General features: G+C 29.3%; 14 protein-coding genes. 4 read left to right on the top strand and 10 right to left on the bottom strand.

Translation table 4 applies throughout. The features are described 5' to 3' along the window. Positions 1-89 precede the first annotated feature (89 nt). Positions 90-320, top strand: coding sequence for a TM2 domain-containing protein (locus HLA87_RS02200; protein ID WP_171111500.1), 231 nt, complete (start codon positions 90-92; stop codon positions 318-320). Positions 321-407: 87 nt separating this feature from the next. Here the strand turns inward: HLA87_RS02200 and HLA87_RS02195 are convergent, their stop codons facing one another. Further along, positions 408-1,673 carry an AEC family transporter gene (locus HLA87_RS02195; RefSeq protein WP_171111498.1) on the bottom strand — a complete coding sequence of 422 codons (1,266 nt, stop codon included), beginning with the start codon at positions 1,671-1,673 and terminating at the stop codon, positions 408-410. Between the two features lie 161 nt (positions 1,674-1,834). Between HLA87_RS02195 and HLA87_RS02190 the strand changes: the two genes are divergently transcribed. Next, the gene (locus HLA87_RS02190) at positions 1,835-2,413 is read left to right on the top strand and encodes a thymidine kinase (protein WP_171111497.1); all 579 of its coding nucleotides are present in this window, start codon (positions 1,835-1,837) and stop codon (positions 2,411-2,413) included. 89 nt (positions 2,414-2,502) lie between these two features. Here HLA87_RS02190 and hinT read toward each other — a convergent pair whose 3' ends face one another. From hinT to HLA87_RS02175, 3 genes are read right to left on the bottom strand one after another with little or no spacing between them, the layout of a single operon-like run. Then, entirely contained in the window at positions 2,503-2,820 is a 318-nt protein-coding gene (gene hinT / locus HLA87_RS02185; protein ID WP_171111496.1) for a histidine triad protein HinT, read from the bottom strand. Beyond that, positions 2,820-4,127, bottom strand: a complete 1,308-nt coding sequence (locus HLA87_RS02180; RefSeq protein WP_171111494.1) for a HinT-interacting membrane complex lipoprotein P60 — start codon at positions 4,125-4,127, stop codon at positions 2,820-2,822. The genes hinT and HLA87_RS02180 overlap by 1 nt, the downstream gene beginning before the upstream one ends. Positions 4,128-4,137: 10 nt before the next feature. Continuing rightward, entirely contained in the window at positions 4,138-6,366 is a 2,229-nt protein-coding gene (locus HLA87_RS02175; protein ID WP_171111491.1) for a HinT-interacting membrane complex protein P80, read from the bottom strand. Positions 6,367-6,470: 104 nt separating this feature from the next. Here HLA87_RS02175 and HLA87_RS02170 point away from each other — a divergent pair, with 104 nt between their 5' ends. Both HLA87_RS02170 and HLA87_RS02165 read left to right on the top strand, forming a co-directional pair. Next, the gene (locus tag HLA87_RS02170) at positions 6,471-7,061 is read left to right on the top strand and encodes a hypothetical protein (protein ID WP_171111489.1); all 591 of its coding nucleotides are present in this window, start codon (positions 6,471-6,473) and stop codon (positions 7,059-7,061) included. A 57-nt stretch (positions 7,062-7,118) separates the two neighbouring features. Continuing rightward, positions 7,119-7,907 (top strand): MAGa3780 family membrane protein, encoded by a 789-nt coding sequence (locus HLA87_RS02165; protein ID WP_171111488.1) that lies wholly within the window; start codon positions 7,119-7,121, stop codon positions 7,905-7,907. A 62-nt stretch (positions 7,908-7,969) separates the two neighbouring features. Here the strand turns inward: HLA87_RS02165 and rplS are convergent, their stop codons facing one another. The 6 genes from rplS to HLA87_RS02135 all read right to left on the bottom strand — a co-directional run bounded on the left by rplS (position 7,970) and on the right by HLA87_RS02135 (position 12,532). Further along, on the bottom strand, positions 7,970-8,326 hold the full coding sequence (gene rplS / locus HLA87_RS02160) for a 50S ribosomal protein L19 (RefSeq protein ID WP_171111485.1): 357 nt from the start codon (positions 8,324-8,326) through the stop codon (positions 7,970-7,972). After that, positions 8,316-8,999: a tRNA (guanosine(37)-N1)-methyltransferase TrmD gene (gene trmD, locus HLA87_RS02155; protein ID WP_171111483.1), complete on the bottom strand. Its 684-nt coding sequence runs from the start codon at positions 8,997-8,999 to the stop codon at positions 8,316-8,318. The genes rplS and trmD overlap by 11 nt, the downstream gene beginning before the upstream one ends. Beyond that, positions 8,999-9,268: a 30S ribosomal protein S16 gene (gene rpsP / locus HLA87_RS02150; RefSeq protein WP_171111481.1), complete on the bottom strand. Its 270-nt coding sequence runs from the start codon at positions 9,266-9,268 to the stop codon at positions 8,999-9,001. Before rpsP ends, trmD begins: the two co-directional genes overlap by 1 nt. A 206-nt stretch (positions 9,269-9,474) precedes the next feature. Further along, on the bottom strand, positions 9,475-10,293 hold the full coding sequence (locus HLA87_RS02145) for an HAD hydrolase family protein (protein WP_171111479.1): 819 nt from the start codon (positions 10,291-10,293) through the stop codon (positions 9,475-9,477). Between the two features lie 97 nt (positions 10,294-10,390). Then, on the bottom strand, positions 10,391-11,713 hold the full coding sequence (locus tag HLA87_RS02140) for a C1 family peptidase (protein ID WP_171111477.1): 1,323 nt from the start codon (positions 11,711-11,713) through the stop codon (positions 10,391-10,393). A 9-nt stretch (positions 11,714-11,722) separates the two neighbouring features. After that, positions 11,723-12,532: a Cof-type HAD-IIB family hydrolase gene (locus HLA87_RS02135; RefSeq protein ID WP_171111474.1), complete on the bottom strand. Its 810-nt coding sequence runs from the start codon at positions 12,530-12,532 to the stop codon at positions 11,723-11,725. Positions 12,533-12,570 lie beyond the last annotated feature (38 nt).

The following is a 12,570-nucleotide window of genomic DNA, read 5'->3' as shown; positions in this document are numbered from 1 at the left end:
TTTTACAAAACCTATAAAATACTGGTACGTATATTAAATATTAAATTAAATTACGTATAAACAAAAACAATATTTTGAAAGGATATAGTATGAACAACGAAGTTAATCAAACATCATTTAGAAGCCGAACTGTGTTAGTCATTTTGTCAACCTTTTTCGGGTTTTTAGGAGTGGATAGATTTTACGCGGGTCGTATTTGACTAGGTATCTTTAAATTACTAACAGGTGGTTGATTTGGAATCGGATCTATAATTGATTGATTCCTAGCAATTTTTGGCGGAATGAAAGATAGTGAACGTAAATTTATCAAAAAATGATAATTTATAGCCAATTAGTTTTAAAATATTCAAACAGAAATAAATTAAACATCTATTGTATAAGCAAATAGTTGTTTTTTATATTCAAATTTAAAGAATTGTCAGAATACAGAACGAACCAACAACCCATAGAGGAATAGTGAATAGACAACACAATGTGGCAAGTGATGAAACTTGGGCGGTATAATCTATCTCTTTATGGTTTGAGGCTAATGAGTAGGTAACACATGCGGTTGCAGGAGGACAAGCCATCAACAAGACAAACAAGACACCAGTCGAAACATTAATAAATTTCGTATAAACCATAGGGATTGAAATTACAAATAGCATAACTAAAGGAGCAATAATTAATTTTCTAATTACACTCATTCAAACAGATAAAGACTTAATACCAGATTTAACGTTTGAACGATGTAAGGATGCACCTATATTAATCCACGCTATTGGAGATACAATACTAACGCCCATCGCAATAGTCATTCCAAACATTGGTAATTGCTTTGGAAACGCGGCTCAAAAATGGTGTAAATATTCTTGTGGTATTGATTTATGAATCTCTGGATTGTAAACATATTGATAATAACCATAATTCGAAATATTCAAACTTTTATCAAGAGTTGCGTTAGGATCGATGAATTGTGTTCGAAAGGCAAATTGTAATAAGTAACAAATTAAAGAGATATATAACGTAATTAACATAGGGTGCAATAAAGCTTTGCCTAAGGATTTGAGTTCTTTTCTGTTTACTTTAATACCGGCGTAAGTCATACGCATGTGGGTAGATACGCCGATTAAAAAGGGAATATTTCAAATTTGTAATAATGCAATAGCAAATTCTTCAAAAATAGGACTTTGACCAACACCTGTTTCAGATAAACTCTTAATTAATGGGAATGCAAAGTATTGTAATGAACCATAAGCGATTATCATTTCGATCGCTAATAATCTTTCTTGATAACTTCTTATATAAGCCTGTTTATAAGCACTATATTCACCGGGTTTATTAGCTTTTTCTCAAGCTAAAATTGCTTTCTTTTGGATTCTATTGCTAATCAATTTAGGTCAATAATTTATGACTAATTTTGCGTATATAGCAAATAAAATATAGAATCCAAAAGCAGTAATTAAAACTTTTAAAATTGTAGATATGTTTGAAAACTCAGCATTTTTCATAAAAGCGCCAAAACATAGCACAGGTAAAAAATAATTAATGGTAGTTAATGAAAGTTTCATATTCATTTCAGAACTGATTAAGCCGATTTTAGAACATGCAAAACCAACACCAACAAATACTAAGGTCGCAAAAACAGCTCCATATATACTTTGTGAAGTAATAATATTTAAAAATTGTTGCACTTGACCTCCTAAAATGTCTATTTATTTAATTTTAGTACATAGAAATTAATAAATAAGAAAAACGTAAATGTTTTCATATAATAATTTAATAAAGTCAATCTTTTAAATATAAAAAAATATTTTGTTAAATCTTGTTAATCATTTCATATAATAGATGAACTATGAATAGAGGAAATATAAAGGGTTGATTAGAGGTCATAACAGGACCAATGTTTTCAGGAAAAACAGAAGAATTACTTAAAAGAGTTAATACACTTAAATGAGCCGAAGTTAACACTTTGGTAATAAAACCATCATTTGATTCGAGGTTTAGCGATAGCGAACTAGTAAGTAGAACTGGAGCAAAATTAAAGTCACAAAATGTTAAGAATTCTAAAGAAATTTTAGAAATTTGAAGTCCAGAATATAGAGCAGTTGCAATTGACGAAATGAATTTTTTTGATGAAAATTTGCCAGAAGTTATTGAATATCTTTTATCCAGAGATGTTAACGTATTGGTTTCTGGTTTGGATTTAGATTTTTTAAGAAAACCATTCGGAATAACACCTCATATCATTGCTATTGCTGACGAAGTAAGCAAATTAAAAGCAGTATGTGTAGTTTGCAAAAGACCTGCTGGGTTTTCATTTAGAAAGATTTCAAACCAAGATTTAAATGTTTTGGGAGATTCAGAATACGAGGCTCGCTGTCGTCAATGTCACATAAAAGGTGAGAAGGAAAAAGCAAAAAACAATAAATAATTTGACAGTCTGTATTTTTGCCAAAAGTACTGAATAATAATCAAAACAGAGAAAATAAAAAGCCGAATTAAGATTCAGCTTTTTATTATTTACTTATAAGGAATGACGTGAACATGGGTGTGAAAAATTGATTGTTCCGCTGAAGCACCAGTGTTAATAACAATTTTAAAACCGCTAATGCCTTTATCAAGAACTTCTTGTTTTCCCAATTTGCGAGCAACATTAATTAAATGTGCCGCTGTTAAATCATCTGTCTCAGTAATATTTTTAGATTTGATTCTAGGAACAACCAAGAAATGTCCCTCATTAACTGGGAATTTATCATAGAATGCAACACACTTTTCATCTTTGTATAAGAATTTAGCGTCAAGCTTGCCTTCAATGATATCTAAAAAAATATTATCCATTATATTAACTCCACAAACGGCATATCTTTTGCTATTTCTCTTAAAGCATCACTAGTTTTGTTAATTTTAATTTTGTAGCCCATTTTTGCAAAGCTATTAATTGCCTTGTCAAATAATTCAGAATCATTTAAGAAGAAAATATATGCTAAAACATCTAACTTATCCTTGTACATTGTTTGTTCAAAAGAAAGTAACTTAACCTTTGTCATTTTATTCTTATCTTTTGAATCTGCATCCGCTTCGGTATTAGGAAGTTCAGTTTCGTTTGCCGCACCAATCGGAGCGATTTGATTCACATAAACTAAAACTGGTTTTTTATCATCCGTAGATTCTTTTTTATATGGACTATATGCAAAATTAGATTCAATTTCAGCATTGACTAAACGATCATTAACAACATCATAAAAACCATATAAATCTTTTTGTTGTTTTGATTTCAAACTATCAAAACTTCACTTTAATGAATATTGATTAGTTTGTTGTTTGAATCCTGAGTACCCATATAGTTTTTTATCAATCTCGTGGCCTGTCACAAATTCAATTTCACTATTAAGCTGTTTTTTTGTGTCAGTTTCTTTTCAGAATGTATTAAAGGAATCAACACCATCAATAGCAGTGGCTATTTTTTTGTTAGTGAAGAAATCGTCAGCGTCATTTGTTGCATTGATGTCTTTAGTTCAAATTTGAGCATATTGCTTATCAACTGCATATTTAGAAAGTAAATAATTATTTAATTCGAATTTTAAGTCTTTATCATATTTAAAGTTAGAGTCAATTTTCTTTAAATTGTCTTTATCGCTAATATGGAAGTATTTGTTAACAATTAACATTTTTTCTAAATCATCTCTGATTCCAGTTTTTTCATTTAGTCACAAAATCTTAAATTTGTTTAGTGGTACTAAATCCCCTGGTTTGAATTCAGAAAGGGTTTGTATTTCATCATTTTTTAGCGTTTTATCGCCAACTCATTCATTTAATTTTTCAGCAAAATAATAAGGGTTTGCATCTAATTTATTTTTCGAATATAACTGAAATGCTTTTCATGAGTCTTTAAATAAAGTGGTGTTCTCATCGTTAAAAGTGTTTTTGTAAATTTCTTCAAATTTAGACGAATCATCAACTTTAACATCATAAAGAGAAAGTAATGTCGAGTGAGTGAATATTTTCTTCAACATTTCAGGAGCTGTTTTTTTGATTTCTTCTATTTGTTTTAATTTTGCTGTTGTATCAATATTTTGTCCACAAGAAACTACAGCAACCGGAAGGGCTAAAGCTGGTGAAGCTAATAATAAATTAATTTTTTTCATTTTAATCACCTTATTTAACCTTTCTCAATTTCAATAATTCATCGTAAACTATTGAATTTGCGTCTTTTTCGTAATTTGAATTATTCTTTTTGAAGTACACTTTATCATTTTTCAATTCGAATAAATCGTCGTAATTTGCTGTTGCTCTGTCCTTCATCCATTTATCAACGGCTTTTGTTAATTCTAATGATTCTCTAGCTTTGAATGAAATAGCAATATTATCATTCATTTCTTTAATCTCATTAATATCTTTGTCCGAGTATTTAACATTTTCTAATAAATTGCCATTTTCATCAATTGCATATATGTTATTTTGTTGTTTTAGATAATTTACAAAATCAGCATTATTTAGCATTTGACCTAAAACAATATCTGGTGAAGCCATTGAATTATTAATTAAACTTAAGGCATTGTATTTTTTTCCATTAATACTGTTTTTGTATTTATTGGAAAGATAGAAATCTTTCTTAATCATATCTTTAATTACTAATTCTTGTGAATTTAAATCTTGTGTTTTAAATTCGTCAATATTTTTCATTTTAAGTAAGGTAATACCTTTAGATGAAAGAATAACACGAGTATTATTGTCGCCCTTTAGCTTGTAAACTGTGCTAATTTTTCCGTCTTTTTCAAATAATTCTGTTATCGGTTTAACCACTAAATCATTAAATTTATCAGTAGTTAATCCAGTTTTTTTAACGTCACTTGCTTCATCAAATACTTTCTTAATTTCTTCGTTAAATTGACCAATTAAATTTTGAGCTACTTGTCTGTCAGTTGCTGATTTTATATCATTAATTGGATTGGCAATTTTGAATTCCTTAATAATATTATTTCTAATAGTTGTCAAGGTACCAAATAAATCAACTTCTGGAATTTGTCCATTATCATATAGTAAATTATCAAGTGTTGAGAATGCTTTAAGAGTATCATCTCCGCCTTTTTTAAACAATTCTGTAATAGAAGTAAGTCCCGATGAACCTCAATTCTTTTTAATTTCTTCGTCATCAGATGAAAGATGGCTTAATACAGTACTAAATTCAACGATTTTTTTATTTAATTCGTTTGTTTTATCAGATTCGGTTATTTTTACGTATTCATCGTAGCTTTTAAATCCTGAATTAATTTTCTCAAAAGAAATTGCTCCATCAAAAGGTTTTTGTTCTGCTGCAGGTCAGTAAAACATCATCTTTTTGAATGTTTTCTTATCAATTGTTCATTTTGTTTCTTTATCTGCTTCTTTTTTATCAGGAGCTACCCCAGGGAATGTAAATTGAGAAACCAAGAATGGATTATTATTTCTTAAAAAATGAGTGATAAATTTCTCGGCATTTTTGTATTCATAATTGTAGACTTTCGGATCATTATTGACTGCCACGACAAAACTATCGGTCATAAAAGTCATTTTTTCTTTAATATCTTTTATTTCAAAATAGTTGATATCTTTTTGGAAAAATGGAAATACTCTTTCACCTTTTTTGAATAGAATCTCATTAGTTAGTTTTCCTGAATCATCAATTTTATAAATGTCGTTTGTTGCAACTCTATCAATATCTTTAATATTAAACTGTGAGTTAAGTCTGAAACGGCGTAGGGCGTCGTGTTGAATTTCTGAATAAACTTTAAGATCTACTGCCTCTTCAATTGTTTTGGCTCCGTTGTAATTTTTAATTAGAAAATCATTGAAGGCGGCCTCTCATTTTGAGTATCCAAAAGACTTTACAAATTGTGCTTTGTAATCTAATAATAAGTTTTCATGTTTTTGTTTTAATGAATCGATATCCTTCAACGCAATATCGTTTCTCTCTTTGTCATCTTCGCTACGCGATGAATTTCACAATCTTTGATATTCTTTAGAAGCTTTAACTTCTTCGTTATATAAATAAAAAATAGCTTGTTTAAATGCTTGTTCAAGAACTGTTTTAGGGTTTTGGGCATTTTCTAAACTGTTTTCGCTTTTAAGTGAAGACATATTGAATTTAATCGATTTATCTTTTTGTCCTTCAACATCAAAAGAAAGAATTTCAGTATCATCAGAAATTGCATCATTATAATTTTTAATCAAACTATTAGCTGCAAGAGGAATAGTAATACCCGCAACAACAGATGCAACAAGAACTGAAGAAATAACTCAAAATTTTCAGTTTCTAGTTTTTCTTGTTTTTGGATTAGCATTTTCCTCTTGTTGAGCGTTTTTTCTAGTCAAACGTTCAAAAAAGGTTTCTTTTTTCTTTCCCATATATTATTTCCTTTCAAATCCTTATTAAGATTTAAATATTATATACTAAACTTAATATTAATAGACATAATATGCTTTTAACGGTTATGATTTATAATATTTGTATGAAAATTGAAAGAAAAAACGCAATATACCAGTTAATTACCATATTGAATGAAGAACATATTAAATGATCGCTTAGTCCAGCAGCTTATCAAGCGTATAAACAAGGCACGAATACAGAGGATTTCTTTTCAATATGTGTGTATTGAAATGATTTTTTAGAACTTTTCTCAAAAAAACCAGAATCATTTAAATTTACAAACTATAAAAGTAAGAATAAATCTTTATTGCCATATTTCGAATATGAAGATATTAAAATTTCTATTCACATAATTATTGGCACTTCTAGTGAAAAAATCATAAAAAAAATAGACAAAAAAACTTATCAAAGATTGTTATATTGAGGAGATAATACTAAATCTCTGTTGTTGCGATTAAAAGCGAGAAAATCACTATGAATAAGCCAACTTGACTTGGTAAATATTTTTTACTATGATCGTCCAACCGAATGATTGATAACAAGTTCAAACATTTACAAATTTTGTTTATTTAATGACCTTAATTGAAACGAAATGAGTTACATTTTAGTGTTAGAAGAAAAAATGCCTTATTTTGCAGCTTTCAATGAAAAACAAATTATGGGTTTTTGATAGTTTATTAAGACGCAAATAAATATTTCTTAATTTAATGTTTATTTATATAATGCAATTATGAAGAAAAACAATAATAAAACAAGCTCACAGAGTTGCTTATACAAAAATAAATTAAATAAACTGTTTTTAATATTCGGCTTAATTGTATTAATTACGTCATTGGCTTTTGCGATAGCAGATGCGTTCACTTATACCAGCAGTCAAGATAGTTATAATGGAACACCGGTAATTTCAATAGTTTTTAAAAACGTATATGCCTTTTTCTATTTTACTTATCTAACAAATTTCTTTTTAGGAATAACGTTGCTAATGTTTCCCCATTTTAAAGCTAGTCATAAATTCAAAAAATCTTTCTTTATGTCAATAGTTTTAATTACAGTGACATTTGTAATTTATTGAGCATTAATCTCTTGAAACCCTAAAACATGAACTGAACCTTACGGTGCAATTCGCTCATTAATTACACATGCTATTAACCCAATATTGGGATTTGTTGCTCTGTATTTAGTTAGAAAAGAAGTTACAGTAAATAACAAAACTATTGGTATATTGATAGGTATAGTTCTTGCATATTTCTTATTCGCATTCATAGTTTATTTTGCAAATTACAATGTTTATCAAAATAATAAAGGTGTAGTTATTTATAGTTTCCTTGATTTTGTGAACCCTCTATTTTACAAAGGTGGAAATGTTCTATTAATCATAATATTAGACATTTTAATGTTTGTATTGGGCGCAATTATACCAGTTGTATTTAGTTTATTTTGAATAGCAGTATACCGAATTAAATATACTAACAACATTTACCTTAAAATACATAAAAAAAGACACATTAGTAAAAAATAGCCATCCAAAAAATGGTTATTTTTTATATAAAAAAACAACCGAAATGGTTGTTATAATTGTTATTATTTGTTACGTTTAATTTCTTTAAGTCTTGCTGATTTACCACTTCTTTGACGAATGTAGTTTAATTTAGCACGACGAACTTTGTTTGAGCGTACAACTTCAATTTGTGCAACAAATGGTGAATGTAATGGGAATGTTCTGTCAACCCCAATACCAAATGATATTTTTCTAACAGTAAAGTTTTCACGAGTTCCTGATTCAGTTTTGCTAATTACTAAACCTTCAAAAATTTGGATACGTTCTTTTTCTCCTTCACGGATACGAACATATACTTTAACATTATCACCAACACGAAAATCTGGGTGATCTTTACGTAATTGGCTTTGTTCTACTAATTCAATTAATTTACTTCTCATTATTAATCCTTTCGATAATATCGGGTCTATTTTTTAATGTTTTGTCATATTGAGCTTCTTTTTTTCACTTTTCAATTTCAGCGTGGTTGCCATTGAATAATACTTCAGGTACTTTCATTCCCTTATATTCGCGTGGACGAGTATATTGAGGATAATCTAATAATCCATCATTTTGAAATGAATCAAATTGATGTGATTCTTCTTTGATGACCCCGGGCACAAGTCTAATTATTGAATCAGCCATAACCATAGAAGGTAATTCTCCTCCAGTCAAGACATAATCCCCGATTGAAATTTCTTCATCAACCAATTCGACGATTCTTTCATCAAATCCTTCATAACGTCCAGAAATAAAAGTTATTTCTTTCTCATTTGAGAGTCTATTAGCAATAGATTGGTCAAATTTTTTCCCCTGAGGAGTAACCAAAATTTTATAACCACCTCTTTGTTTGAGAGAATCTAAAGCTAAATCAATTGGTTCAACTTGTAATAATAATCCATGGCCGCCACCATAAATTTCGTCATCAACTTTATGATGCTTGTCCTTGCTGAATAGTCTAAAGTCAATTATTTCAATATCAATTAATCCTTTTGCAATTGCTTTGGAGATTATTGATTCCTCAACAAAGGGTTTGAAATAATTTGGAAAAAGAGTCAAAAAATTAATTTTCATTATTTAGCTTGGTGTTTTGAATTTTTAGCAAGTTTTTCATTTAAGCCGTGTTTTCTGAATAAGTCGTGAACTACTTGTGTTAATTGAGCACCATTATCTACTCATTTTTGCACTAATTCTTCTTTAACAAAGAATTCTTTTGTGTGTGGGTTGTATTGACCTAATGCTTCAATAAATCTACCATCACGTGGTGAACGCGCATCTGCAGCAACAATTTTGTATTGTGCGTTAAATTTAGATCCGGTTCTTTTTAATCTAATTTTTACCATAAGATTTCTCCTTATTTCTATACAAATCTATTTATTTGTTGGACAATTACTGTCAAGCGCAAGTGCTAGACATCAAGCAAATTGCATATATATTTTAATATAATATTTATAAATAAAAAGAAAAATGTAAAGTATTTTTGCTTTACACCAAATCGCTATAACTAGAATCAATAAATAAAAAAACAAAACTTAATTAAGTCTTGTTATTAATTATCCAGATCCTCAAGTTCAATCAAAACCTTAGATAATCCAGCATTACTATAATCACAAGCAACATAGTCAGCTTGTTCTTTGACGAAATCAAGAGCACCATTCATTGCTATAAATTTACCTAAATATTTTTTTGCCGGCACATCATTGGCTGAATCACCAATATGATAAGCTTCTCGAGGATTGATATTTAAATAATCACAAACTTCTTTATTTGCGATTCCTTTGTTAGCATCGAGCGGACCAACTTCGATTGTTCAACCATTCGAAACTAAATAAAAGGCTAATTGTGGAAATTTATTAGTTAGTTGTTCTCACAAAATTCTTGTGTCTTCGCGACTTAAACCAAAAACTAATAATTTTGAAAATTGAATATCATTTGGAATTAATGAATAGTCTTTTTTCTCACACTCTTTAGCTCAGTCTTTCATGAATTCGCTATCTAAATTTCCAGAATGATACATAGTCATAATTCCATTAATAAAAATAAACATTTTGTTTTCTTTGAAAATATCTAAAACCTCTAGCGTAATATTTTTCTCCATGGTTTTTTGATATAAAACATTGTTATCTTTATCTACTATTAGCGCCCCATTTAAACAAACAACATAAGGGGAACCAACTTTATGGACAATATCCATTGTTAATTTAGTATTCCCGCGTCCGGTTGAAAAAATTACCGGTTTAAATTCATTGACTATGCGAGCAATTTCTATATTTATATCGCTTACTGTTCCATGCCCACAAGGTTTATCTAAAAAAGTTCCGTCTAAATCAATGAAATAAACCTTTGCTTTATTTTTTATTTGTTTCATAGTCCCTAGATTATACACACTAGGCAAAAAATAAAGACAATATTTTTTACACCTGAATACAAAAAAAGATAGTACCTCACTACCTTTTTATATTAAATTACATTGAAAGAGGATCTCAGGGTTCAATTTCTATTGGTTTTTTTGATTGTGCATTTAACACATCTTGCGAAACATATTTGGGATTAACTATGATACTGTAAACGTATTCATCAAATCATGATTCAGACATTGAAAAGTATCCTTTAGCCCCCTTGTCATCTCCTCATGAGTTTTCCACTTCTCATTTAATTGGGTTATTGTTTTCGTCTAAATCGACTCCGACAAAAGTCATTGCGTGATTTGGAACAGATAATTTCATACTTAATTTATCAGCTTTAGTTAATTTATCGTTTAAACCAAATGCTTCGTCAATTTGATAAAGTTTTGTATCCATAATACCAACTTTAGAATCAATTTGTGGTCCCATATCACAAGCAAATCAAACTGGTTCGCCAGCTTTAATACTTTTTATTAGAGCAGATTTTATTTCGTTCATATCCACATTGATAAATGATAAGGTTTTAGATTCAATTGGTCCTTTGAAGTATTTAGCAGCCAACATTGTATTTTTAGGATATATATCACGTGGGTCGGCATATAGATTTACCAATTTTTTATAATCTTCCGAAGCATATTTCTTTAGTCATTTTAACGGTGTAATTTTTGATATTTTTTTGAATTTTTTATCTTTATCACGGTACTCAAAGTCAAATTCAACCGGAGGTAAACCAAGTGCTTTGGCACATATTTCAAACACTTTGTCTAGCGCTTGATCTTTGACTGAGTTCGCTTCGTTTTCTGTAGCACCATTTTTCAATAAAGATCTCAATTCAAGTGTAGCGTTATATAAACAAATTTGTAAAACGTTGTTTAATTGCGAAGTATTAGACGAACTGAATGTTTCTGGCATTACACTTTTTGGAACAACTCCATATTTAGTAATTAGTGCTTCTACTCATTCTCAATATCCACCATCTTGGTGACCAAATCCTAAAAACATTTCAAACAATCTATCTTGAAAATCTAATTCAGGATGCTGGATTATTAGCGAAAGATAAGTATTGGCTTTTTCCATTTTTTCTCAGAACATCGTGTAAGCTTGAGAATATTCAAAACTTTCTACATTTAATTTTTTCATCGTTATCGGTTTCAAGACGTTCAACGCAGCAAAAATTCAACATCTTCCTGAAGATTTTTGATTAGTAATTCCACCTTTTTTAGTTTGATCACTAAATTCATTATTGTGGAAAGCTCTCACTTCGTTATTGTATGTAGCGTTTAATACGCCGTTTTTAGTTACGGCATTTTCAATTAATTTATTAGTATTATTTTTTTTATAGTTTTTGTAAAATTTCTTTACATTTTTCATTTCTAATTCCATATTTTCTCCTTATTTATATTCTTTTTCGAATTCTTTTATAGTTTTAGCAAGACCGCCATTTTTGAAGTCAAAACCAATGAAGTTTGCAACATTTTTTAGTTGTGTTTCAGCATTATCCATTGCAATTAAAATTCCTGTCTGTGGCAAGGCTAATAAATCGTTTCTCGAATCACCTATGTGGACACATTTTTTGATATTTATGCCAAGCAGGTTGGCTACATACTCATTTCCTGTTCCTTTAGTCGCAGTATTATGAGTAATTTCAAGTGAATAACCACCCGAAACTGTGTGGGTGCTTAAATGTGGTCACTTAACCTTGATGAAGTCAGCTAGTTTTGTAATTTCTTCAATTTCAGGTCCAAACACTAATATTTGACGAACTTGTTGATTGATATCAAGCAAATTATATTTCACTTTATTAAATCGGACTACTCAATTCCTTTTATCTCAATTAAAGTTTTCTTTGTAATATATATTATCAACGCCGTTTAAAATGAAATTGAATCCGTTATCCATAAAATATTGAATTAATGACGTTTTGGTCGAATTATCAAAGTAAACACTGTGAATTTCCTTGCCGTTTTTATCAATAATAACTGCTCCAGTGGAACAAACAGCATATGAAACACCAAGCAATTTCATTATATCTTCAACCGCACCCTTAGGGGATCTTCCGGTTGAGATTACAACAGGTTTAGTCTTTTGCAGTTCATTTAAAAACTGTAAATTTTCATTAGAAATGTAACCTTGCTCAGGTGTCGAATCGAGCATAGTTCCGTCTAAATCAATAAAATATCCTTCAATAACATTTATATTCATATTAAAAATATAACTTATTTACATATCAATAAAAATAA

It is taken from the genome of Mycoplasma miroungigenitalium, assembly GCF_013008635.1.
Lineage (GTDB): Bacteria > Bacillota_I > Bacilli_A > Mycoplasmatales > Metamycoplasmataceae > Mycoplasmopsis > Mycoplasmopsis miroungigenitalium.
The sequence above is the reverse complement of the archived record's forward strand: the minus strand, read 5'-3'. Positions and strand labels throughout refer to the sequence as shown.